Annotated in this window: 17 protein-coding genes; 13 read left to right on the forward strand and 4 right to left on the reverse strand. The window is 64.4% G+C overall.

Translation table 11 applies throughout. The features are described from left to right. Window positions 1-6 precede the first annotated feature (6 nt). Both NKJ58_RS26825 and coaA read left to right on the forward strand, forming a co-directional pair. On the forward strand, window positions 7-330 hold the full coding sequence (locus tag NKJ58_RS26825; protein ID WP_023681408.1) for a phosphoribosyl-ATP diphosphatase: 324 nt from the start codon (window positions 7-9) through the stop codon (window positions 328-330). 132 nt (window positions 331-462) lie between these two features. Continuing rightward, on the forward strand, window positions 463-1,422 hold the full coding sequence (gene coaA, locus NKJ58_RS26830; protein WP_023672313.1) for a type I pantothenate kinase: 960 nt from the start codon (window positions 463-465) through the stop codon (window positions 1,420-1,422). Here coaA and NKJ58_RS26835 read toward each other — a convergent pair. The 4 genes from NKJ58_RS26835 to NKJ58_RS26850 all read right to left on the reverse strand — a co-directional run bounded on the left by NKJ58_RS26835 (window position 1,409) and on the right by NKJ58_RS26850 (window position 5,584). Next, window positions 1,409-2,545, reverse strand: coding sequence for a phosphatase PAP2 family protein (locus tag NKJ58_RS26835; RefSeq protein WP_023681407.1), 1,137 nt, complete (start codon window positions 2,543-2,545; stop codon window positions 1,409-1,411). The two genes, coaA and NKJ58_RS26835, sit on opposite strands and share 14 nt — an antisense overlap. Window positions 2,546-2,669: 124 nt before the next feature. After that, window positions 2,670-3,299 (reverse strand): alpha-ketoglutarate-dependent dioxygenase AlkB family protein, encoded by a 630-nt coding sequence (locus tag NKJ58_RS26840; protein WP_023681406.1) that lies wholly within the window; start codon window positions 3,297-3,299, stop codon window positions 2,670-2,672. 153 nt (window positions 3,300-3,452) lie between these two features. Beyond that, window positions 3,453-3,887: an alternative ribosome rescue aminoacyl-tRNA hydrolase ArfB gene (arfB, locus tag NKJ58_RS26845; RefSeq protein WP_023681405.1), complete on the reverse strand. Its 435-nt coding sequence runs from the start codon at window positions 3,885-3,887 to the stop codon at window positions 3,453-3,455. 86 nt (window positions 3,888-3,973) lie between these two features. After that, window positions 3,974-5,584: a phosphoenolpyruvate carboxykinase gene (locus tag NKJ58_RS26850; RefSeq protein WP_023714500.1), complete on the reverse strand. Its 1,611-nt coding sequence runs from the start codon at window positions 5,582-5,584 to the stop codon at window positions 3,974-3,976. Window positions 5,585-5,930: 346 nt separating this feature from the next. Between NKJ58_RS26850 and NKJ58_RS26855 the strand changes: the two genes are divergently transcribed. From NKJ58_RS26855 to addA, 11 genes are all read left to right on the forward strand, one after another. Then, complete coding sequence (locus NKJ58_RS26855) at window positions 5,931-6,632, forward strand: response regulator transcription factor (RefSeq protein ID WP_010912942.1); 702 nt, start codon at window positions 5,931-5,933, stop codon at window positions 6,630-6,632. 84 nt (window positions 6,633-6,716) lie between these two features. Then, entirely contained in the window at window positions 6,717-8,498 is a 1,782-nt protein-coding gene (locus NKJ58_RS26860) for a sensor histidine kinase (protein ID WP_023681403.1), read from the forward strand. Window positions 8,499-8,510: 12 nt separating this feature from the next. Beyond that, window positions 8,511-8,972: an HPr kinase/phosphorylase gene (locus tag NKJ58_RS26865; protein WP_023681402.1), complete on the forward strand. Its 462-nt coding sequence runs from the start codon at window positions 8,511-8,513 to the stop codon at window positions 8,970-8,972. A gap of 164 nt (window positions 8,973-9,136) precedes the next feature. Then, on the forward strand, window positions 9,137-9,538 hold the full coding sequence (locus NKJ58_RS26870; protein WP_023672304.1) for a PTS sugar transporter subunit IIA: 402 nt from the start codon (window positions 9,137-9,139) through the stop codon (window positions 9,536-9,538). Further along, window positions 9,535-9,825 carry an HPr family phosphocarrier protein gene (locus tag NKJ58_RS26875; RefSeq protein ID WP_023672303.1) on the forward strand — a complete coding sequence of 97 codons (291 nt, stop codon included), beginning with the start codon at window positions 9,535-9,537 and terminating at the stop codon, window positions 9,823-9,825. The genes NKJ58_RS26870 and NKJ58_RS26875 overlap by 4 nt, the downstream gene beginning before the upstream one ends. 206 nt (window positions 9,826-10,031) lie before the next feature. Next, the gene (gene ahcY / locus NKJ58_RS26880) at window positions 10,032-11,432 is read left to right on the forward strand and encodes an adenosylhomocysteinase (RefSeq protein WP_023681401.1); all 1,401 of its coding nucleotides are present in this window, start codon (window positions 10,032-10,034) and stop codon (window positions 11,430-11,432) included. Between the two features lie 307 nt (window positions 11,433-11,739). After that, the gene (locus NKJ58_RS26885; RefSeq protein ID WP_023672300.1) at window positions 11,740-14,304 is read left to right on the forward strand and encodes a sensor histidine kinase; all 2,565 of its coding nucleotides are present in this window, start codon (window positions 11,740-11,742) and stop codon (window positions 14,302-14,304) included. A gap of 8 nt (window positions 14,305-14,312) precedes the next feature. Further along, the gene (gene tsaE, locus NKJ58_RS26890) at window positions 14,313-15,824 is read left to right on the forward strand and encodes a tRNA (adenosine(37)-N6)-threonylcarbamoyltransferase complex ATPase subunit type 1 TsaE (protein ID WP_023681400.1); all 1,512 of its coding nucleotides are present in this window, start codon (window positions 14,313-14,315) and stop codon (window positions 15,822-15,824) included. Window positions 15,825-15,838: 14 nt separating this feature from the next. Continuing rightward, the gene (locus tag NKJ58_RS26895; RefSeq protein ID WP_031197320.1) at window positions 15,839-16,543 is read left to right on the forward strand and encodes a nucleotidyltransferase family protein; all 705 of its coding nucleotides are present in this window, start codon (window positions 15,839-15,841) and stop codon (window positions 16,541-16,543) included. Next, on the forward strand, window positions 16,540-19,677 hold the full coding sequence (gene addB, locus NKJ58_RS26900) for a double-strand break repair protein AddB (protein ID WP_286440518.1): 3,138 nt from the start codon (window positions 16,540-16,542) through the stop codon (window positions 19,675-19,677). Before NKJ58_RS26895 ends, addB begins: the two co-directional genes overlap by 4 nt. Continuing rightward, window positions 19,674-23,195 (forward strand): double-strand break repair helicase AddA, encoded by a 3,522-nt coding sequence (gene addA, locus NKJ58_RS26905; protein WP_023741290.1) that lies wholly within the window; start codon window positions 19,674-19,676, stop codon window positions 23,193-23,195. Before addB ends, addA begins: the two co-directional genes overlap by 4 nt. Window positions 23,196-23,245: the final 50 nt, after the last annotated feature.

A 23,245-nucleotide genomic window follows, 5' to 3' on the forward strand; every position in this document is an offset into this window, starting at 1 on the left:
TGCGTCATGGCTGAATTTTCGCTGTCCGATCTGGAAACGATCATTGGCGAACGCGCCCGTTCCGGCGACCCGGACTCGTGGACGGCAAAACTGTTCGCCAAAGGCATCGACAAGGCGGCGCAGAAGCTTGGTGAAGAGGCAGTCGAGACCGTCATTGCCGCCGTCAAGGGCGACGAGAAAGCCCTCGTTTCCGAAAGTGCCGATCTCATATATCATTGGCTCGTCGTGCTTGGCATGGCCGGCGTTTCGCTGGGCGAGGTGCTGAAGGAGCTTGAGGGCCGCACCGGCCGTTCGGGCGTCACTGAAAAGGCATCCCGGCCGAAAGGCTGACCGCTAGAGCCGGATGATTTCGGGCCGAGGCCTGAAATCTGAATCCGTCTCTAAATTGATAGAGGGAGCATGATGTCGCCCGAAAACCGCTTCACACTTTTCGGCCTCATGCTCTAGAGGGCAGGAAACTCGATGGACCAGCTCGCTCCGACCGAGAAATATTCCCCCTATCGTTTCTTCTCGGCCGAGCAATGGTCGAACTTCCGCGCCGACACGCCGATGACGCTGGGCGAAGACGAGATCAACCGTCTGCGCTCGTTGAACGATCCGGTCGACCTGGAAGAAGTCAAGCGCATCTATCTGTCGCTCTCGCGGCTGCTTTCGGCGCATGTCGAGGCCAGCCAGCTGCTGTTTCGCCAGCGCCAGGCCTTCTTCAACGCGCTGGATGTGGTCAAGACACCGTTCATCATCGGCATTGCCGGTTCGGTTGCGGTCGGCAAATCGACCACGGCGCGCGTGCTGAAGGAGCTTCTGGCGCGCTGGCCGTCGAGCCCCAAGGTCGATCTCATCACTACCGACGGGTTCCTGCTGCCCAACAAGGTGTTGCGACGCGACAATCTGATGGAGCGCAAGGGCTTTCCCGACAGCTACGATGTCGGTGCGCTGCTGCGTTTCCTCTCGGGCATCAAGTCGGCGCAGCGCAATGTCCGCGCGCCCGTCTATTCGCATTTGACCTATGACGTCATTCCCGGCGAGTTCGTCACCATCGACCGGCCCGACATTCTGATCTTCGAAGGCATCAACGTTCTGCAACCCGGCAAATTGCCGAAGGACGGCAAGATCGTGCCGTTCCTGTCGGATTTCTTCGATTTCGCCATTTATATAGATGCCGACGAAAAGCTGATCCACCAATGGTACATCGCCCGCTTCATGCGCCTGCGCGAGACGGCGTTCCGCAATCCGGACTCCTTCTTCCACCGCTATTCGCAGCTTTCGGAAGACGCCGCGCGCGCCATTGCGGAAGGCTTGTGGGCCAACATCAACCTGAAAAACCTGCGCGAGAACATCGTGCCGACACGGGCGCGGGCCGACCTCATCCTGCGCAAGGGCGCCAATCATCTTGTCGAGGAAGTGGCGCTCAGGAAACTGTGACGGCCGCCTCCGGGCGGCTGCCGCCAGCCGCCGATTGCCGGGCCGGGCCTGGCATCAGGATTTCGCCGTCGGGTACCAGCTTGCGGACGGCCGCACATAGGGCGATCGTGAGCGCGACCGCCGCATAACCATCGATCGCATAGTGCCAACCAAGATAGACCGAACTCGCGACTATGAAGGCGACATACAGAAATGCGATGGCGCCCAACCGCTGGTCGTACTCCCAGGTATACACCGCATTCAGGGTGATCAAGGCGACATGAACGCTTGGAAATGCCGATATTCCCGACGCGAGTCCAGTCACACCCTCGGTCTGGAGCGTCCACAGATACTGCTGGTACACGGCGGCGGAACTCGCCGACGGGCTTTGCGCAAGAAACGAAAGCTGTTCACCGAAGCGTGGCACATCGCCGGTGACATAGCCGTAGAACGCCGGTCCGGCCGACATGAACAGCCCGGCCAGGATGTTTCCGACGACCACCCACACCACCATGAAGGACAGCACATAGCGTCTCTTCAGATGCGTGGTGCGTGGTGACGTGACCATGAAAAACAGCATGCTGTAGCAAATGATGAACCACAGCATGTCGTAGTTCCATCCGACGGATTCCCGTACCCAGTCATGCTTGCCGATAACGTAGAGCCATCGCCACGGATCAGTGCCGAAATGCAGATAGGCATCGATATCCGCCAAGGCGCGATCATAGGGGAAACCTTTCCACAGGACGGACATGCCGTTCTTGACCGAGGTGAAGGTGCTTTGGAAAATCATGATGCCCATCAACAGACATATGCCGGAAAAGAGAACCGCCATCCGCTCGGCTGAGAACATCTTGCCCGCAGCAAATTTCCGCCGACGCTCAAATCGATGCAAAAGCCAGCCGGTTTCCAGGAGAAGCGATACCGCCGGCAGCACGAAACCGAAAACCATAAGCCATATCGGCACGTAGGTCTGGTATGCGGTGCGATGGAGCGCGCCGACCCAAGCCAGAAACCCCAGCCCCGTTGCAGTGTAGATGCCAATGAACAGGTAGAGCGATGCATCCGAGCGGGCGATCGAAACCGTGCGCCATGCGGCATTTCGAATGTAGCGCCAAATCACTTCGGATTCGATTTCGAGCATGGTATCCACACCGGGAATGATGACGTTTTGGCGCAGACTAGCGGCCGAAACCTTAAATTCCGTTAGGGATTTTTCATTCGCAAGGTCAGTGGTTCAGTAAGTGCAAGAATGCACTCTCACCTCTTCAAGGCAAGGTCACCCGCCGCAGCGTCAGATTGATCCTGCCGCCATTTTTCAGCAGCGCCGATGTCGACGGGTAGATGCGGTCGACGCCATGGAAGCAGAGCCGGCCTTCGCCGCCGAGCACGACGACGTCGCCGCTTTTCAGGCGGAACGATTTGGTGCCGCCGTCGCGTGTGGCCCCCCTGCCCGTCACTTGGCCGACCCGGAACAGGCAATCGTCGCCAAGCGACACCGAGACCACTGGGGCCGAGAAATCGGCTTCGTCGCGATCCTGGTGCAGACCCATTTTGGCGTCCTGCGTATAGAAATTGACCAGGCAGGCCTCCGGCGGATTCGGATAGGCGGCGACCTCCCGCCACAATTGCAGCAGCGCGTCCGGGATCGGCGGCCATGGCTCTCCGGTGAGTGGGTGCGTTGGCTGGTAGCGATAGCCCAGCTCCTTGTCGGTGACCCAGCCGAGCGTGCCGCAATTGGTCATGCGCACGCTCATCTCCTTACCGGTCCGCGGCATCGCCGGCACGTACAGCGGCGCCCGCTGTACAATTGTCCTCACCTCTTCGACCAGCGCTTCCTGCGCCGCGCGGGACAGATAACCAGGCATGTGGCGGACGCCTTTGGGCAGAACGAGCATGACTTCGCCTCCGGTTGATACTGAAACCATGCCACCGCCAATCAGAAACGGCGACCCGAAAGCCACCGTTGTCGGCCTCCCTTTCTGTGGCAATGGTGAAACCTTGCGGCTGCGGCAGGGGAGGCCGCTTTATGCACGCAGTCGGCGCGGTCCTTAGTCGTTCTCTACCCGGCCGCGCAGCTTTTTGATCGTGCCGCGCCCTGCCTTGCTTTGCAGCCGCCGCTCCACCGAGCCTTTCGACGGCCTGGTCTTCTTGCGCGGCGGCGGCGGCGGTTCCGCGGCCTTGGCGACCAGCGCCGTCAGCCTTGCCCGGGCATCGGCCCGGTTCTGCTCCTGGGTGCGGAAGCGGCCGGCCTCGATGACGATGACGCCGTCCTTGGTGGCGCGCTGGCCGGCGAGCTTGATCATGCGCGCGCGCACGCGTTCGGACAGGCCAGCTGCATTGGCGGCGTCGAAGCGCAATTGGACGGCGGTCGCCACCTTGTTGACGTTCTGGCCGCCGGGACCCGACGAGCGGATGAAATCCTCGTGCAGGTCGCCCGGATGGATTACGGCTTCGTCTGATATGATGATGTCGTCGATAGGCATGCCGCAGTCATGGCGCGGCGGACCAAAAAAGAAAAGGCCCGATCGAGACCGCGCCTTTCAAGGATGCTTCGGTGAAGATGCCTGGACTATTCCGCAGCTTCCTGCAGGCGGGGTGCTGCGCCGAGCACGACGGCATCGACATGGCTCTCGAATTTCTCGAAGTTGACGGCGAACATGCCGACCAATCGCGCTGCCTGCCGGTCATAGGCTGCCTTGTCGGCCCAGGTCGAACGCGGGTCGAGAATGGCGCTGTCGACGCCAGGCACAGCAACCGGCACCTCGAAGCCGAAATTGGCGTCGGTGCGGAAACCGGACGCCTTCAGCGAACCGTCAAGCGCTGCGGCCAGCAAGGCGCGCGTCGCCTTGATCGGCATGCGCTTGCCGGTGCCGTAGGCGCCGCCGGTCCAGCCGGTGTTGACCAGCCAGCAATCGGCGCCGTGGCGGGCGATCAGCTCGCGCAGCAGATTGCCGTATTCCTTGGGGTGGCGCGGCATGAACGGGGCGCCGAAGCAGGTCGAGAAAGTCGCTTCCGGCTCGGTAACGCCCTTCTCGGTGCCGGCCACCTTGGCGGTGTAGCCGGAGAGGAAGTGATACATCGCCTGCGCCGGGGTCAGCCGTGCGATCGGCGGCATGATGCCGAAGGCATCGGCGGTCAGCATGATGATGTTTTTCGGATGGCTGGCGCGTCCGCTCTTCGAGGCATTGGGAATGAAGTCGAGCGGATAGGCGCAGCGCGTGTTTTCGGTGAGCCGGCCGTCGTTGAAGTCCGGCACGCGGTCGGCGTCGAGCACGACATTTTCCAGCACCGTGCCGAAACGCTGCGTGGTGGCGAAAATCTCCGGCTCGGCCTCGGCCGACAGCCGGATCGTCTTGGCGTAGCAGCCGCCTTCGAAGTTGAAGATGCCGTGCGGTCCCCAGCCGTGCTCGTCGTCGCCGATGAGCGTACGTGACGGATCGGCCGACAGCGTCGTCTTGCCGGTGCCCGACAGGCCGAAGAAGATCGCTGCGTCGCCGCCCGGGCCCTCATTGGCCGAGCAGTGCATCGGCATGACGCCCTTTTCCGGCAGCAGATAGTTCAGCATGGTGAACACCGACTTCTTCATCTCGCCGGCATAGGAAGTGCCGCCGATCAGCACGATCTTGCGGGCGAGATCGACCGCAATCACCGTATCGGTGCGGCTGCCGTGACGGGCCGGATCGGCGCGGAAGGACGGCAGGTCGATGATCGTCATCTCCGGCACGAAATCCTCGAGCTCGGCGGCCTGCGGGCGGATCAAAAGATTGCGGATGAACAGCGAGTGCCAGGCGAATTCGGTGATGACCCGCGTCGGCAGCTTCAGCTCGGCATCGGCGCCGCCGACGAGGTCCTGCACATAGAGATCCCTATTCGCGGCGTGGACAAGGAAATCGGCGAGCAGCATTTCGAACTGGCCCGCCGAAATCGCCTTGTTGTTGTCCCACCAGACATGGGGCTCGGTGGCGCCATCGCGGACGACAAACTTGTCCTTGGGCGAGCGGCCGGTGTGCTGGCCGGTCTCGGCAAGCAGCGCGCCGCCGGCGGTCAACCGGGCCTCGCCACGGCGGATCGCTGCCTCATAAAGGGCGGCCGCACCAAAATTATAATGCACCGTGCCGGTGGTTTTCAGGCCGATACGATCGATCGCGCAAGCAGAATTGCGTTTGCCGACTTCCGACATCAAGGGTCCCTTCTTCTGGATTCGCCGCACTTTGCCGGCGCGTTTCCGGCGAGCCCGCGTTAGGGGCTGAGACGGTGAGAACCAGAAAACCCAAATGATATCAAATCATTAATCGATTTAAAAATTTTGAAAGTTGTTTAAATCGTTTATATGTGCAAAAAATCGCAGTGGTTGCCCAAAGGATTGGCACACAGTGATCGTCCAACCCGTGTAGAGGTTCCGATGGGGCCGCCGGCAAGCCGTCCGCGACAGCGGGTGGAGCCTGTGCCACATTTTGTACCTAATTTGTCCTGCAAAAGCCCCTTCTCTAAGACAGAAGGGACAGCTCATGAGGGAGCCGCTTGAAATGGCAACAATCGCGCTTGTCGATGACGACCGCAACATTCTGACATCGGTGTCGATCGCCCTCGAGTCCGAGGGGTATCGCGTCGAGACCTACACGGATGGTGCGTCGGCGCTGGAAGGCCTGGCGGCGCGGCCGCCGAATCTCGCCATCCTCGACATCAAGATGCCGCGCATGGACGGCATGGAGCTGTTGCGCCGGATGCGGCAGAAGTCGGACCTGCCGGTGATCTTCCTGACCTCGAAGGACGATGAGATCGATGAGCTTTTCGGCCTCAAGATGGGCGCCGATGATTTCATCCGCAAACCGTTCTCGCAGCGCCTGCTGGTCGAGCGGGTGCGCGCCGTGCTGCGCCGCGCCAGCGCCCGCGAAGCTGCGGCAAAGGCGCCCAGCCAGCAGGCCCGTTCGCTGGAACGCGGGCAGCTGGTCATGGACCAGGAACGCCATACCTGCACCTGGAAGGGCGAGCCGGTGACGCTGACGGTCACCGAATTTCTCATCCTGCACTCGTTGGCGCAGCGCCCCGGCGTGGTAAAAAGCCGTGATGCGCTGATGGATTCGGCCTATGATGAGCAGGTCTATGTCGACGACCGCACCATCGATAGCCACATCAAGCGGCTGCGCAAGAAGTTCAAGGCCGTCGATGACGACTTCGAAATGATCGAAACCCTTTACGGAGTCGGATACCGGTTCCGCGAAGCTTGAGTTGATGCATGTCGCCCAAAAGTGGTCGCGTTTTTGGGACGACGACATGCATAAAACCAAAGACTAGGCGGGAGCTGCTATTCGATGGCAGTGGATGTACAGCGGAGCAGACGAACGAGCGCTGTCAGGCGGTCGCGGATTCTGCCCGCATTCCTGTCGAGGTTGACGGTGCCGATGCGCCGCTTCCTCGGCCACCACATCTTTTCCAGCCTGACCCGGCGCATCCTGTTCCTCAACCTGGCCGGCCTCGCCGTGCTGGTCACCGGCATCCTCTATCTTAACACCTTCCGTGACGGGCTGATCGATGCCCGCGTCGAAAGCCTGATGACGCAGGGCGAGATCATCGCCGGCGCCATTGCCGCGTCGGCGACGGTCGAGACCGATTCGATCAGCATCGATCCGGAAAAACTGCTCGAACTGCAGGCCGGTGAAAGCCTCGGGCCGGGCTCAGACCAGCTCGACAATCTGGATTTCCCGATCAACCCCGAGCGCGTCGCGCCGGTGCTGCGGCGGCTGATTTCGCCGACGCGCACCCGGGCCCGCATCTATGACCGCGACGCCAATCTGCTGCTCGATTCGCGCCATCTCTACTCGCGCGGCCAGATCCTGCGCTACGACCTGCCTCCGGTCGAGGACGAGCAGCCGGATATGCTGGAGCGCGTGCAGAAATTCGTCTTCGACTTCTTCCGCAACAAGGACCTGCCCGTCTACCATGAGCAGCCCGGCGGCAACGGTGCGGCCTTCCCGGAAGTGGTCAAGGCGCTGACCGGCAGTCCGTCGACGATCGTGCGGGTGAGCGAACAGGGCGAGCAGATCGTTTCGGTGGCGGTGCCGATCCAGCGCTTCCGCGCCGTTCTCGGCGTGCTGATGCTGTCGACGGAAGGCGGCGACATCGACAAGATCGTCGCCGCCGAGCGCAAGGCTATTTTGCGCGTGTTCGGCATCGCCGCCCTGGTCACCGCAATCCTGTCGATGCTGCTCGCATCCACCATCGCCAATCCGCTGCGCCGGCTATCGGCGGCGGCAGTGCGGGTGCGGCGCGGCGTCAAGAGCCGCGAGGAGATCCCCGACTTTTCCGACCGCCAGGACGAGATCGGCAATTTGTCGGTCGCGGTGCGCGACATGACCAATGCGCTCTATGCCCGCATCGAGGCGATCGAAAGCTTCGCCGCCGATGTCTCGCACGAGCTGAAGAACCCGCTGACCTCGCTGCGCAGCGCGGTGGAGACCTTGCCGCTTGCCAAGAACGACAATTCACGCGGCAGGCTGATGGAGATCATCCAGCACGATGTCCGGCGTCTCGACCGGCTGATCACCGACATTTCCGATGCCTCGCGCCTCGACGCCGAACTGGCGCGTGAGGATGCCGCCACGGTCGATTTGAAGAAATTCATCACCGACCTCGTCGCCGTGTCGCGCGAGGCGACGCGCAACAAAAAGGCTGTCGAGATCGAGTTCAAGGCCGCCAAGCTGCCGCAAGGCGTCAAAGGTTATTTCGTCACCGGCCATGATCTGAGGATCGGCCAGGTCATCACCAATCTGATCGAGAATGCCCGCTCCTTCGTGCCGGAGGACCACGGCCATATCGCCATTTCGCTGGCACGCGCGGGCAAGGTCAACATCGTCACCGTCGACGACAACGGCCCCGGCATCCGCCCGGACGCCATCGACCGCATCTTCGAGCGCTTCTACACCGACCGCCCGGCGGGCGAGGCGTTCGGCCAGAATTCGGGGCTTGGCCTGTCGATATCCAGGCAGATCGTCGAAGCCCATGGCGGCACGCTGACCGCCGAGAACATCCCCGGCACCAAGCCCGGCGACATCAAGGGCGCGCGCTTCGTCGTCACGCTGCCGGCCGAAGGCTGATCGCGGCTGCGTATGCCCGATCCCACCGCGGAACCCGAGAACATCCATGCCACCGCAGTCCTGATTGGGGAGCGGGGCGTCCTGATCACCGGGCCGTCCGGCTCGGGCAAGACAACGCTGGCGCTGGCGCTCATCGACCATTTCAGCCGGCTCGGGCTGTTTGCGCGGCTGATCGGCGACGACCAGCTGTTTGTCGCGGCGCGTTTCGGGCGGCTGGTCTGCCATGCGCCCGCCAGCATTGCCGGCCTCGCAGAGGTGCCCGGGCTTGGTCCGAAGCCGCTTTTGTTCGAACCCGTGGGGGTCATCGACCTTACGATCCAGCTGGTTGCCGCAAACGCTGTGGAGCGTTTCCAGGAAGAGGCGAGCGCGACCATTGCCGGCTGTGTGGTGCCGCGCATCGACCTCGTTCAGCGCAACGTCACTGCGGCTTTGCCGGCGGTAATGGCGCGGCTGGCGATTGCGCCTTTCGTATGATCCGCCGCCGGTTTTTTGCTGCAATGCGTCAAATTGGCCATGGCCGACGCAATTTTGGGCTTGTCAACGCGCCGCGCGTCGACAAGATAGCGCTCCCGCCGCCTGGGATGGCCGGCGAGCATAAAAAGCGCCTGTGAAGCGGCGATGACGGGAGCCACCATAGAATGATCGGACTCGTGCTTGTAACGCACGGTCAACTGGCCGCCGAGTTCCGCCATGCCGTGGAACATGTCGTGGGGCCACAAGACAATTTCGAAACCGTGGCAATCGGCGCCGATGACGATATGGAGCAGCGTAGGCGCGATATCGTCGACGCCGTCGGCCGCGTCGACACCGGGACCGGGGTCATCGTTCTGACCGATATGTTCGGCGGCACGCCTTCCAACCTTGCCATTTCGGTGATGGAATCCGGTCGCACCGAGGTCATCGCCGGCATGAACCTGCCGATGCTGATCAAGCTGTCGTCGATCCGCAAGGGCGACAACATGGCGACCGCGCTCGACGAGGCGCAGGCTGCGGGGCGCAAATACATCAACGTCGCAAGTCAGCTGCTGAGCAGCAAATGAACGCGCTGTCGCCCGGTGAGATCGTGCGCGAGTTCCCGATCGTCAACCAGCGCGGCCTGCATGCGCGAGCCTCGGCGAAGTTCGTCCAGGTCGCCAGCGGCTTCGACGCCACCGTCCATGTCGAGAAGGATGGTCTCAAGGTCGGCGGCACCTCGATCATGGGGCTGATGATGCTGGCGGCGAGCCCCGGTTATTCGATCCGCGTCACAGCCAGCGGCGCTGAAGCCGCAGCGGCGATGGACGCGCTGGAGCAGCTGGTCGCCTCGCGCTTCGGCGAAGAGTGCTGAAGTTTTTGCTTTGAACGCCGTTGTCCCAAAACCGCGGGATACTTTTGGGCGGCATGCATCCCCGTAAACACATACGCGCATAAAGATTTCTTTATATCCCATTGTCGTCTTGGCGGCGATCTGCTAGTCAGGCCGGCATTCCGCGCCCTTCGACGCGCCGTGTGGCGCAGGCGCATTCTGAAGACAAATCACACCGGAGCACTGCCATGACAGGTAGCAAGGACTATGTGGTCGCCGACATCTCGCTTGCCGGCTGGGGCCGCAAGGAACTCGATATCGCCGAAACCGAAATGCCGGGCCTGATGGCCTGCCGCGAGGAATTCGGCGACAAGAAGCCGTTGAAAGGTGCGCGCATCACCGGCTCGCTGCACATGACCATCCAGACGGCGGTGCTGATCGAGACGCTGAAGGCGCTTGGCGCCGATATCCGCTGGGCCTCGTGCAACATCTTCTCGACCCAGGACCATGCGGCCGCGGCCATCGCCGAGGCCGGCATCCCGGTGTTCGCCGTCAAGGGCGAGTCGCTCGAGGAGTACTGGGACTACACCGACAGGATCTTCCAGTGGGCCGATGGCGGCCTTTCCAACATGATCCTCGACGATGGCGGCGACGCCACCATGTACATACTGATCGGCGCCCGCGCCGAAGCCGGCGAGGACGTGCTGTCCAACCCGCAGAGCGAGGAAGAGGAATACTTCTACGCCCAGGTCAAGAAGCGGCTGAAGGCTTCGCCCGGGTTCTTCACCAAGCAGAAGGAAGCCATCCGCGGCGTCACCGAAGAGACGACCACGGGTGTCAACCGACTCTACCAGCTGCAGAAGAAGGGCCTGCTGCCCTTCCCGGCGATCAACGTCAACGACTCGGTCACCAAGTCGAAGTTCGACAACAAATATGGCTGCAAGGAATCGCTGGTCGACGGCATCCGCCGCGGCACCGACACCATGATGGCCGGCAAGGTTGCGGTCGTCTGCGGCTACGGCGACGTCGGCAAGGGCTCGTCGGCTTCGCTCAAGGGCGCCGGCGCCCGCGTCAAGGTCACCGAAGTCGATCCGATCTGCGCGCTGCAGGCGGCGATGGACGGCTTTGAAGTCGTCACGCTGGAAGATGCCGCACCGACCGCCGACATCGTCATCACCACCACCGGCAACAAGGATGTGGTCACCCTCGACCACATGCGCTCGATGAAGGACATGGTGATCGTCGGCAATATTGGCCACTTCGACAATGAGATCCAGGTCGCGTCGCTGCGCAACCTGCAATGGACCAACGTCAAGCCGCAGGTCGACATGATAACCTTCCCGGACGGCAAGCGGATGATCCTGCTGTCCGAGGGGCGCCTGCTCAACCTCGGCAACGCGACCGGTCATCCGAGCTTCGTGATGTCGGCTTCGTTCACCAATCAGGTGCTGGCGCAGATCGAGCTCTACACCAAGCCCGGCCAGTACCAGAACCAGGTCTATGTGCTGCCCAAGCACCTCGACGAGAAGGTGGCGCGTCTGCATCTCGACAAGCTTGGAGCCCGCCTGACCGAACTTTCCGGCGAACAGGCCGCCTATATCGGCGTGACCCCGCAGGGTCCGTTCAAGCCGGAACACTACCGCTATTAGCCAAAGCGGCGTTTACCACTAGATATTGAAGCCGGGCGATTGACTTTTCGCCCGGCTTCTTTTTTGCGCGGATGATTCTTCACGCCGATTCCAGCACGCGCTATTGTGCTGATTCGTGGGCCGGGGACGAGGCCGGCGTACGCATCGAGAGCATGATTCGAACCGAAGGACCGCGTCAGCGAAAAGTGGGAAGCGGTTTTCGGAAAAGATCATGCTCTTTAGAAAAGAGTTAGGTCAGAAGGGCGTTTCATCAAACGTGATCCTGATCTAGGCGGTCTTGCATTCAGGCGGCGAAGAGGACCAAGGCATGCCGGGGGAAAACCCGCCTCGCGCGGGATCGGCCGTTTCCGGCGGCCATGACGATTCCGATAGCAATGGCTCCGTCACGACAGGCGGTGGCCTGAAGAGGCGCGTTGGCGCCCGCACCGCCGGCTTTCTTGCCACCTCAGCTCTTGCCGGCCCGCTCACCTCGTTTGCCGCCCATGCCGAGCCGGCCATTGCGCAGAAGGCCGGACTGTCGGTCAGCGCGGTCGAAGTCATCCAGCTCGCCATGTTCGTCGGCGTCATGGGCGCGGCACTGGTCTCGGCCATCTTCCTGATCCGCGAAAGAGCCCGCACCTCGGCGCAGAATGTCGAACTCAGAGCCCGCATTGCCGACATCAATGCGGCGCTGCAGCGCTCCGAGGCGCTGCTCAATCTGCGTGACCAGCGCGTCATCGTCTGGGCGTCGGAGAACAAGAAGCCGGAGCTGATCGGCACGCTGCCGCTGGAAAGCGGTGCGCCGGACGACCGTGCAGCCTTCCTCGCCTTCGGCCGCTGGCTGATGCCGCGCTCGGCGGCGGCGCTCGAAAATGCCGTCGCTGGTCTGCGCGAGAAAGCGAAACCCTTTGATCTCGTGATCGAATCGCAGGCCGGGGCGCCGCTTGAAGTGCATGGCCGCAAGAGCGCCGCGCATGTGCTGGTGCGCTTCGTCTCGCTGTCGGAAACTCAGAGGAGCCAAGCCAGGCTGAAGATCGAGAACCAGCGTCTGGCCGCCGACTACGAGACCATGATCGGCCTGCTCGACGCCTTGCCGATGCCGGCCTGGCTGCGCGCCACCGACGGGCGGCTGAAATGGGTCAACCGTGCCTATGCCGGAGCGGTCGAGGCACCGAACGCCGAGACCGCCGTGCGCGAAGCCAAGGAATTCCTCGGCGCCCAAGCGCGCGAACAGATCGCCGCGCAGCACAAATCGCGCCCGATCTTCGAACAGACGCTGTCGACGGTGATCGAGGGCGACCGCCGGGTGTTCGCCGTCACCGACTTCGCCGGTGCCGACGGCTCGGCCGGTCTTGCCTGCGACACCAGCGCCACCGAAACCATTCGCGGCGAATATGAGCGCACGGTGCGCAGCCATGCCGACACGCTCGACCAGCTCAACACGGCGGTGGCGATCTTCGATGCCAACGAGAAGTTGCGCTTCTTCAACCAGGCGTTCCAGAAACTGTGGGGGCTGGACCCGGGCTTCCTGCACAGCGCGCCCGACAATGCGCTGCTGCTCGACCGGCTGCGCAGCGAAGGCAAGATCGCCGAGCAGCCGGAATGGCGGCGCTGGAAAGAAGGCCTGCTTGGCGCCTACCGCGCGGTGGAATCGCAAGAGCATTGGTGGCATCTGCCCGACGGCAAGACCATCCGGGTGGTGGCCAACCCGCAGCCGAAGGGCGGCGTGACCTGGGTGTTCGAGAACCTGACCGAGAAGATGGACCTCGAAAGCCGCTACCAGACGGCGGTGCGGGTCCAGGGCGAAACGCTCGACAATCTGGCCGAAGGCGTCGCCGTGTTCGGTCCCGATGGGCGGCTGCGCCTGTCGAACCCGGCCTTTGTCGCGCTGTGGGGACTGAGCCAGGATGTGATCAAGCCCAACGTCCATGTCTCGGCGATCCGCGATCTCAGCGACCAGCGCGCCGTCGACAGCCCGTGGGGCGGGTTCGTCGCCGCCATCACCGGTTTCGACGACGAGCGCCGCGACCGCCATGGCCAGACCGAACTGAAGAACGGCACAGTGCTCAGCTACGCCGTCATCCCGCTGCCCAACGGCCAGGTGATGATGACCTTTGTGGACGTCACCGACAGCGTCAATGTCGAGCGCGCGCTGAAGGACAAGAACGAAGCGCTGCAGAAATCCGACCAGCTGAAGAACGAGTTCGTGCAGCATGTCTCCTACGAGCTGCGCTCGCCGCTGACCAACATCATCGGCTTCACCGAGCTTCTGTCGCTGCCGGCGACCGGGCCGCTCAGCCCAAAGCAGCGCGAATATGTCGAGCATGTCGGCTCGTCATCCTCGGTGCTGCTCACCATCGTCAACGACATACTCGACCTCGCCACCGTCGACGCCGGCATCATGCAGCTCGACATTTCGGAAGTAAGCGTCGAGCGCACCATCGAGGCCGCGGCCGAACTGGTCGCCGACCGGCTGCAAGAGCATTCGATCAAGCTCCGGATCGACGCCGCTGCGGCGCCGAAGAGTTTTCACGGCGACGAGACCCGGGTTCGCCAGATCCTCTACAATCTGCTCAGCAACGCCGCCAATTACGCGCCGGAGGCGAGCACTATCACGCTTGCCTGCCGGCATTTGGAGCAAGGTGTGGAATTCTCCGTCCATGACAACGGCCCCGGCATGCCGCCGGACCTGCTCGATTCGGTGTTCCGCCGCTTCGAGCCGCGCACCAATGGCGGGCGCCGGCGCGGTGCGGGCTTAGGCCTGTCGATCGTCAAGAGCTTTGTCGAGCTGCACGGCGGCAGCGTGCGCATCGAGACCGGCAAGGACAAGGGCACCACCGTCATCTGCACCTTCCCCGATGCACCGTCGGGCATCCGCGCCGCGGCCGAGTAGCGCGCTCGATGACCGTTGTTGTGCTGGAGCGTTTTCTCGCCGACGAGGCTGCGACCGCAAGGCTCGGCGAGGACCTGGCCATGGCGCTGCGGCCGGGCGACGTGCTGGCGCTCAAGGGCGATCTCGGCGCCGGCAAGTCGACGCTGGCGCGGGCCCTGATCAGGGCGCTGGCCGACGATGCCGGCCTCGATGTGCCGAGCCCTACCTTCACCTTGGTGCAAAGCTACGACACGCGCATCCCCGTGCACCATTTCGATCTCTATCGCCTGTCCTCGGCCGGCGAGATGGACGAGCTGGGTTTCGACGAGGCGCTGCTGCAGGGCGCTGCCCTTGTCGAGTGGCCGGAACGGGCGGAGGCCGCTCTGCCCAGGACGTCGATCTGGATCGAACTCGTCCATCAGGGCGAAGGCCGCCTGGCGAAACTATCGGGCCAAGGCGTTGCCTTCGAACGCGTGGCCCGATCGCTGGCGATGCGCGATTTCCTCAAAACGGCCGGTTGGGGCGACGCCGCGCGGCGCCATTTCGTCGGCGACGCCTCGGCGCGCTCCTATGAGATCGTCTCGCGCGCCGGCCTTGCGCCGCGCGTGCTGATGAATTCGCCGCGGCTGGTGCTGGGGCCGCCGGTGCGCGACGGCAAGCCCTATGCCGTGATCGCCCACACCGCGCAGTCGGTCACCGCCTTCGTCGCCATCGACAAGGCGCTGCTGGCGCAAGGTGTCAGTGTCCCAAAAATCCATGCCGAGGATCTCGAGCAAGGGTTTCTGCTGCTGGAGCATCTGGGCTCGGAAGGTTTTCTCGACGGCAATGGTGAGCCGGCGGCCGAGCGCTACACGGCAGCAGCCGAATTGCTGGCCATGATGCATGGCAAGACCTGGCTGCAGCGCATGGAAGCCGTCCCAGGCGTCTTCCACGAGGTGCCGCCCTTCGATCGCGACGCCATGCTGATCGAAGCCGATCTCTTGGTCGATTGGTATGTGCCGATGGTGACCGGCAGCCCGGCAAGCGAGGCTTTACGCGCCGGCTATCACAGGGAATGGAACGCGGTTCTCGATCGGCTGGACACACAGGAATACACGCTGATGCTGCGCGACTTCCATTCGCCCAACATCATCTGGCGCGGTGACCGCAAAGGCCACGACCGCCTCGGCATCGTCGACGTCCAGGACGCGCTGATGGGTCCGGCGGCCTATGACGTTGCGTCGCTGGCCATGGATGCCCGCGTCACCGTTTCGCCCGATATCGAGCAGCGGACCGTGGACGCCTATGTCGCTGCGCGCCACGCCGCCGGCGGCTTCGATGAGGACGCCTTCCGCGCGGCCTATGCGATCATGGCGGCGCAGCGCAATTCGAAGATCCTCGGCATTTTCGTGCGGCTCGAAAAGCGCGACGGCAAGCCCTATTATCTCCGACACCTGCCGCGCATCCGCGATTATCTCAGGCGGGCGCTGGCGCACCCGGCGCTGGCTCAGCTGAAGGAGTTTTACATGGCACATGGCCTGCTGGAGGAACGGCTCCCGTGACCTTGACCACAGCGATGGTGCTGGCGGCGGGTCTTGGCAAGCGCATGCGGCCGATCACCGACACCATGCCGAAGCCGCTGGTGCGGATCGCCGGCAGGACCTTGCTCGACTGGGGGCTGGACAGTCTCGAAGCGGCCGGCGTCGAGAAAGCCATCGTCAACGTGCACTATCTGCCGGACCAGATCGTCGCCCATATCGCCCACAGGCGGGCGCCAAAGATCGTCATTTCCGACGAGCGCGACGCACTGCTGAATTCGGCGGGTGGCATCGTCAAGGCATTGCCGCTGCTGGGCAGCGACCCCTTCTACATCATCAACGCCGATACGTTCTGGATCGACAGCGGCCAGCCCAGCCTCGAGCGCCTTGCCCTTGCATGGGACGGCGCGAAAATGGATATTCTGCTGATGCTTACCGATCTCGACTCGGCCACCGGACACGGTGTCGGCACGGATTTCCTGATGGCGCCGGATGGCGGCCTGCGGCGCTCGAAAGGCGATCCGGCCGGGTTGATCTATGCCGGAGCGGCAATCGTCAATCCCGCCATCTTCAGGGATGCGCCGGCCGGGGCGCATTCGCTCAACACCTATTTCGACAAGGCAATCGCCTCTGGCCGTCTGTTCGGCATGCAGATGCGCGGAAGCTGGATCACCGTCGGCACTCCCGACGCCATTCCGCAGGCGGAAGCGGCCGCCGCCGAAGCTCTCGCGAAGGTGGTATGAGCGGCGCGCGCCGCGTTCTTTCGATCCCGCCCGGAGCGCCATTCCTGCCGACTCTGGCCGAGGCCTTGCTGGCCGGACGGCTGGTGCCCGGCTTCCGGTTCGACGGCGATCCGCTGGCGCTGGCTGATGTCACCATCTATGTGCCGACACGGCGCGCGGCCCGTGCGCTGCGCGGCGCTTTTGTCGACGCGCTTTCGGGACCGGGGGGGAGCCGCCGTTCGGCGATCCTGCCGGTCATCCGCCCGCTCGGAGAGTTCGACGAGGACGAAGCCGCCTTCGACGCCGGCACGCCGACCGAGCTTGAAATGGCGCCGCCGATCGCAGCCATCGAACGCCTGCTGCTACTGGCGCCGCTGGTGCGGGCCTGGAAGCGCACCTTGCCGGCGCATGTCCTTGATATGTTCAACGAAGAGATCGTCGTGCCGGCCTCCGCCGCCGATGCGATCTGGCTGGCGCGCGACCTCGCCCGGCTGATGGACGAGATCGAAACCGAAGGCACGGACTGGACCAGGCTTGCCGATCTGGTCACCGGCAATCTTGCCGGATGGTGGCTTGTGACGCTCGATTTCCTCCGTATCGTCACCGAGGCCTGGCCGAAATTGCTGGAGGAGCGCGACCGCTCCAACCCGGCCGCGCACCGCAATGCGCTGATCCGGCGCGAGGCGAAGCGGCTGGAACGCAACCCGCCCAAAGGCCCGGTGATCGCCGCCGGCTCGACGGGCTCTATTCCCGCCACGGCCGAACTGCTTGCCACGGTCGCCAGCCTGCCCAACGGCGCCGTGGTGCTGCCCGGGCTCGATGGGATGCTGGACGAACCGTCTTTTGCCGCGATTGGGGCGCCCGGTGCGCGGCCGGCACTGCTTGGCCACCCGCAATACGGCATGGCCAAGCTGATCGGCAAGATTGGCGTGCTGCGTGGCGATGTCGAGGAAGTGGTCTCCGCCGAGCCCGCACTGGCGCTCCGCGCGGCCCTTGTCGGCGAGGCGCTGCGGCCGGCCGAGACCACGGAATTATGGGCCGAGACCCGCATATGCTTCAACGCCGTAGACATCGCCGAGGCCTTCGCCGACGTGACGCTGATCGAAGCCGCCAGCGAACGCGACGAGGCGGCGGCGATCGCCATCGCGCTGAAAACCGCCGTGGAACAGCCGGGACTAAGGGCAGCGCTCGTTACCGGCGACCGCTGGCTGGCGCGGCGCGTCTCGGCCGAGCTGTTGCGCTTCGGCGTGATCGCCGACGATTCCGGCGGCACGCCGCTCGCCAACACGCCTGCCGCCAGCCTGCTGCGGCTCACACTTCAAGCGGTATTCCGGCCCGGCGATCCCGTCGGCCTTTTGTCGCTGCTCAAGCATCCGCTGCTCGGGCTCGGACTTGAGCGCACCGGCGTGCGCCATGCCGCCGAGCTCATCGAACTCGTGGCGCTGCGCGGCGGCACCGGACGCCCCGACATCGCCTCTTTGCCAGCACTGTTCGAGGAGCGTCTCGCCGGGCTGAGCGGGGACAAGCGCCAGCCCTTCTGGTTTTCGCGCCTGAGCGGGCGCGGCATCGACGATGCCCGCGATATGCTGAGCCGGCTTGTGACGGCACTGGCGCCGCTGACCGCCTTTCGCGGTGAAGAGAACGCCGATCTCGTCGCGTTGACCAGAGCGAGCGTCGCCGCGCTGGAAAATCTCGGCCGCACGGCGGAGGGCAGCCTGGCTGAATTTTATGCCGGCGACGCCGGCGAGAAACTCGCCGAGCTGTTGCGCGGTGTGGTCGCCGCGTCTGCATCGTTCGACTTCCCGGCCGACGAATGGCCTGATGTGATGGACGCGCTGGTAGCACCGGAAACGGTCAAGCCGGGGCAAGGCACAGACCGCAACATCGCGATATGGGGCGCGCTGGAGGCACGGCTGCAGAGCGTCGACACGCTTGTCATTGGCGGGCTGAACGAAGGCGTGTGGCCACGCAAGCCGGAAAGCGATCGCTTCATGTCGCGGTTGATGAAGACCGGCATCGATCTCGAGCCGCCAGAGCGCCGTATCGGCCTTGCCGCCCACGACTTCCAGATGGCGATGGGGGCGAAAAAGGTGGTGCTGACGCGCTCCGCCCGAGCCGGCGACGCACCGGCGGTGCCGTCGCGCTGGCTGCAGCGCATCCTCACCTTCATCGGCAAGGATCCGGCGGCCGCATTGCGCGGGCGCGGCGACGAATTGCTTGCCTGGGCGCGCGCGCTCGATGCCGGCGAGCGGCAGCATTTCGCGCCGCGACCGCAGCCGAAACCGCCGCTGAGCATGCGGCCCACCCACTTCTCGGTGACCGCGATCGAGACGTTGCGACGCGACCCCTATGCGGTCTATGCAAGGCGTATTCTGAGCCTTCTGCCGCTCGAACCGGTGATCCGCGATCCCGGTGCGGCCGAGCGCGGCACGCTGTTTCATGACATCCTGCATCTGTTCTCGACAGAGGTGGCGGATCCCCGCGCGCCCGAAGCTCTGGAACGCCTCATCGCTGCCGGCCGGACCTGCTTTGCCGAGATCGCCCTGCCCGCCGACGTCGAGGCTGTGTGGTGGCCGCGCTTCGAAAAGCTTGCCGCCAACATCATCGAATGGGAGCGCGGCCGCGCTCCCGCCGTCGCCCGGCGGCATGCCGAGGAGCGCGCCGAAAAGACCGCTGTCGGCCGCACCGGCGTGACGCTGTCCGGCTATGCCGACCGCGTCGACCTTTTGGCCGGTGGCATGGCCGACATTCTCGACTACAAGACCGGCTCGTCCCCGTCCAAGGCGCAGGCCCACACGCTGCTGGCGCCACAGCTGGCGCTCGAAGGGGCGCTGCTCCGGCGCGGCGCCTTCAAGGGGCTTGGCGCGCGCGAGCCCTCCCAGCTCGCATTCGTGCGGCTGAAGCCGAATGGCGAAGTGTTCGAGGAATCCATCCTCGACTACAACCGCCAGCCTCGGACCGCCGAAGACCTCGCCGAGGAGGCTTGGGCGCGGTTGGAAAAGCTGCTGGTCCACTATGCCGATCCGACGACCGGCTATCTGTCGCGGGCGCTGCCTTTTCGCGAGGGCGAGAGCGATGGCGATTACGACCATCTGGCGCGCGTGCTCGAATGGTCGGCCGGCGGCGACAGCGATGACGAGGCGGGGGAGGCATGAAAAAAGCCTATCCCATCCCCAGCGAAACCGCCGCCAGCCAGGCGCGCGCCTCCGACCCGAAGAACTCGGCCTGGGTGTCCGCCAATGCCGGCTCGGGCAAGACGCATGTGCTGGCCCAGCGCGTCATCCGGCTGCTGCTCAACGGCACCGATCCGTCGAAGATCCTGTGCCTGACCTATACGCGGGCGGCCGCCGCCAACATGTCGAACCGCGTGTTCTCGACCCTGTCGGAATGGACGGCGCTCGGCGATGCCGAGCTTGCCACAAAGATTGAGGCGGTGGACGGCCGCCGACCCGACCGCGACACGATGCGGCGGGCGCGCCGGCTGTTTGCCGAAGCGCTGGAAACGCCGGGCGGGCTGAAGATCCAGACCATCCACGCCTTCTGCGAATCGGTGCTGCACCAGTTTCCGCTGGAGGCCAACATCCCGGCGCATTTCGAAATGCTCGATCCGCAGATGGAGGCCTCGCTGTTTGCTGGCGCCCGCCGGGACATGATTTCGGGCACGTCAGCCGGAGACACCGGACTGGCCGAGGCCTTTGCCACCGTGCTGGAGCGCGGCGGCGAACACGGACTCGATGCGCTGCTCGCCGAAATCGTGCGCAAGCGCGACGGCTTACGCGGCTTCATCGGTGCGGTCCGGCGCGACGGCGGCGGCTTTCAGGCCCTGTTCGACGAATTCCATTTTCGCCCCGGGCAGAGCGCCGAAGACATAGCGGCATCGGTATGGCCGCTGCCGGGTTTCCTGCCGGACTTCTTTGCAGTGTTCGCCAGTGCCGCCGAGGCCACCGACGCCCGCACCGTGCTCAACAATCTCTTGCCCTATGCCCGCTTGGCCTTTGCCGAGACGGACCCGACCCGCCGGCTGCAGATGCTCGGCAAAGCCTTTCTCAAGGCCGATGGCGACCCCTATGATCCCTCAAAGTTGTTCAAGAAGGCGCTGCTCGGCCGGCTGCCCGACCTTCCCGAGCGCTATCTGGCGGCCGTCAAGTCGATAACAGACGTCTCCGACCGGCTGGCGCTGTTCCGGATGCTGGAAGGCACGGTCGCGGCGTTGACCATAGCCGACTGGCTGATCGTGCGGTACGAGCGCCTGAAGCGCAGCCGCGGCTTTCTCGATTTCAACGACCTCATCACCCGCACCGTCAACCTTCTGGCGCGGCCCGATGCCGGCCCCTGGGTGCAGTACAAGCTCGACCAGGGTATCGACCACATCCTGCTGGACGAGGCGCAGGACACCAGCCCCGACCAATGGGAGGTGGTGAAGCGGCTGGCGGAGGAGTTCTTTGCCGGCCACGGCCAGCGCGGCACGACCAATCGCACGGTGTTCGCCGTCGGCGACGAAAAGCAGTCGATCTATTCCTTTCAGGGTGCCGCGCCGGATTCCTTCGCCGACAGCCGGCTCTTGTTTTCCGGACGCGTGAACGCCGCCAATGCTTCGTTTGCCGACCTGAAACTGACCTGGTCGTTCCGGTCGACCGACGACGTGCTTGCCGCCGTCGACCGCGTCTTTGCCGATCCGGGCGTGCGGCGCGGCATCAGCCATGACCCCGATCCGCTCGACCACAAGGCGATCCGCAACGACGCGCCTGGCTATGTCGAGGTCTGGCCGTCGCTCGGCGCTGACGCCGTCGAGGAGCCCGACGACTGGACGTTGCCGGTCAATCATGCCAGCGCGCCGGCTGTGCGGGTGGCCGAGCACGTGGCTGCGACCATCCAGACCTGGCTCAAGGACCGCGAGATCATCGAGGGCAAGGGACGCAGGCTGAGGGCCGGCGACATTCTTGTGCTGGTGCGCAAGCGCGACCGCTTCGTCCATGCGCTGTCGCGCGCGCTGAAGGACCGCGATATTCCCGTCGCCGGCGCCGACCGGCTGAGCCTGCCCGGCCACATCGCGGTCAAGGACCTGATCGCACTCGGCCATTTCCTCATCCAGCCGCAGGATGACCTGTCGCTCGCCGCCGTGCTGCGCAGCCCGGTTTTCGACGTGTCGGAGGAGACGCTTTTTACGCTTGGCGCCGGACGGCCAGCCGGAACATCGCTGATCGCCTCATTACGCCAGCATGCTGGCGACAATACCGCGCTGACCGATGTCGTTGCCCGGCTCGACGGCTGGGCCAACGAGGCGGCGTTCCGGCCGGTGTTCGAATTCTACGCCGGGGTGCTGGCGCGCGACGGCCTGCGCAAGAAGATGATCGCCCGGCTTGGACCGGAAGCCGGCGATATTCTCGACGAGTTCCTGAGTTTCTGTCTGGCCGAAGAACGCACCGGCTTGCCGGGGCTGGAGGCTTTCCTGGCGACGCTGGAAAACACCGGCCCGGAGATCAAGCGCGAGATGGACCAGACGCGCGACGAGGTCCGCGTCATGACCGTGCATGCCGCCAAGGGCCTGGAAGCGCCTGTTGTCTTCCTGGTCGATGGCGGTTCGGCGCCGTTCAGCGACCAGCATCTGCCGCGGCTCATGCCGTTCGACGCTTCGGGCCGCAATTTCGACGGCAAGGGCTATCTCTGGCGCTCGGCCGCCGATGTCGCCAACGGCTTCTCCAAGGCGGCCTCGGCCAGGGCGCGGGAGCTTGCCGACGACGAATACCGGCGGCTGCTCTATGTCGGCATGACACGCGCCGAGGACCGGCTGATCGTCTGCGGCTATCACGGCAAGCGTCAGCCCAGCACCGGCACCTGGCATTCGATCGTCAGCCGCGCGCTGCTGGCAGCGCCGGAAAGCAGGGAGCGCCATCATCCCGCCAGCGGCGAGCCGGTGCATCGCTTCGTCATCACCAAGCTGCCGCCGGTGGCGCTGGCAGCCGCCGACGAGGCGCGGCTGCCGCAACCGCTTTTGCCGTTCTTGCCGGCAAACCTGTTTCGCCCTTTGCCGCCTTATGAAGAACTGCCGCGCCCGCTATCGCCTTCCGGCGCTTCGGCGCTGATCGACGAGGGCAAGGAGGCGGTCGTCGATACGCGTTCGCCGGTGCTGGACAGCGAAGCGGAGCCCGGTTTTGCCGTGATGCGCGGGCTGGCGCTGCACAAGCTGCTGCAGATGCTGCCCGGTTTTGCCGAAGACGAACGGCAAGGCGCGGCGGCGCAGTATCTCATTCGAGCCGGCGCCGACTGGTCGGAGGCCGAGCGCAACAAGGCGCTGGCTTCGGTGATGGCGATCCTCAGAGATTCGCGTTTTGCCGGGCTGTTTTCGCCGTCGTCCCGCGCCGAAGTGGCCGTCATGGGCAGTATCGAGGTCAAGGGCAGGCTGCGCTCGATCTCCGGCAAGATCGACCGGCTGGCGGTGACGCCCGGGCGCGTATCGATCGTCGACTACAAGACCAACCGGCCGGCGCCCGCAGGCCTGGCCCAGGTGCCGCCGGCCTATATACTGCAGCTGGCGCTCTACCGCGCGCTGCTCCAGCCGCTTTACCCCGGCCGCGCGGTGACGGCAGCACTGCTGTTCACCGAGGCACCGAGGCTTATCGAACTGCCGGCGCAGGCGATGGATGACGCCCTTGCCCGACTCACGGGAGCGTGACACAAGTTCTGCTTGAAGAAGGGCTGCTCAACCACCACATTTGGTGCGAG

Origin of the sequence: Mesorhizobium sp. M0139 (genome assembly GCF_040322455.1) — a bacterium.
Taxonomy (GTDB): domain Bacteria; phylum Pseudomonadota; class Alphaproteobacteria; order Rhizobiales; family Rhizobiaceae; genus Mesorhizobium.

Excerpts from the sequence above, each read along its gene's own strand:
- NKJ58_RS26825 (WP_023681408.1), top strand. The coding sequence starts at position 7 with ATGGCTGAATTTTCGCTGTCCGATCTGGAAACGATCATTGGCGAACGC.
- coaA (WP_023672313.1), top strand. The coding sequence starts at position 463 with ATGGACCAGCTCGCTCCGACCGAGAAATATTCCCCCTATCGTTTCTTC.
- NKJ58_RS26835 (WP_023681407.1), bottom strand. The coding sequence starts at position 2,545 with ATGCTCGAAATCGAATCCGAAGTGATTTGGCGCTACATTCGAAATGCC.
- NKJ58_RS26840 (WP_023681406.1), bottom strand. The coding sequence starts at position 3,299 with ATGCTCGTTCTGCCCAAAGGCGTCCGCCACATGCCTGGTTATCTGTCC.
- arfB (WP_023681405.1), bottom strand. The coding sequence starts at position 3,887 with ATGCCTATCGACGACATCATCATATCAGACGAAGCCGTAATCCATCCG.
- NKJ58_RS26850 (WP_023714500.1), bottom strand. The coding sequence starts at position 5,584 with ATGTCGGAAGTCGGCAAACGCAATTCTGCTTGCGCGATCGATCGTATC.
- NKJ58_RS26855 (WP_010912942.1), top strand. The coding sequence starts at position 5,931 with ATGGCAACAATCGCGCTTGTCGATGACGACCGCAACATTCTGACATCG.
- NKJ58_RS26860 (WP_023681403.1), top strand. The coding sequence starts at position 6,717 with ATGGCAGTGGATGTACAGCGGAGCAGACGAACGAGCGCTGTCAGGCGG.
- NKJ58_RS26865 (WP_023681402.1), top strand. The coding sequence starts at position 8,511 with ATGCCCGATCCCACCGCGGAACCCGAGAACATCCATGCCACCGCAGTC.
- NKJ58_RS26870 (WP_023672304.1), top strand. The coding sequence starts at position 9,137 with ATGATCGGACTCGTGCTTGTAACGCACGGTCAACTGGCCGCCGAGTTC.
- NKJ58_RS26875 (WP_023672303.1), top strand. The coding sequence starts at position 9,535 with ATGAACGCGCTGTCGCCCGGTGAGATCGTGCGCGAGTTCCCGATCGTC.
- ahcY (WP_023681401.1), top strand. The coding sequence starts at position 10,032 with ATGACAGGTAGCAAGGACTATGTGGTCGCCGACATCTCGCTTGCCGGC.
- NKJ58_RS26885 (WP_023672300.1), top strand. The coding sequence starts at position 11,740 with ATGCCGGGGGAAAACCCGCCTCGCGCGGGATCGGCCGTTTCCGGCGGC.
- tsaE (WP_023681400.1), top strand. The coding sequence starts at position 14,313 with ATGACCGTTGTTGTGCTGGAGCGTTTTCTCGCCGACGAGGCTGCGACC.
- NKJ58_RS26895 (WP_031197320.1), top strand. The coding sequence starts at position 15,839 with ATGGTGCTGGCGGCGGGTCTTGGCAAGCGCATGCGGCCGATCACCGAC.
- addB (WP_286440518.1), top strand. The coding sequence starts at position 16,540 with ATGAGCGGCGCGCGCCGCGTTCTTTCGATCCCGCCCGGAGCGCCATTC.
- addA (WP_023741290.1), top strand. The coding sequence starts at position 19,674 with ATGAAAAAAGCCTATCCCATCCCCAGCGAAACCGCCGCCAGCCAGGCG.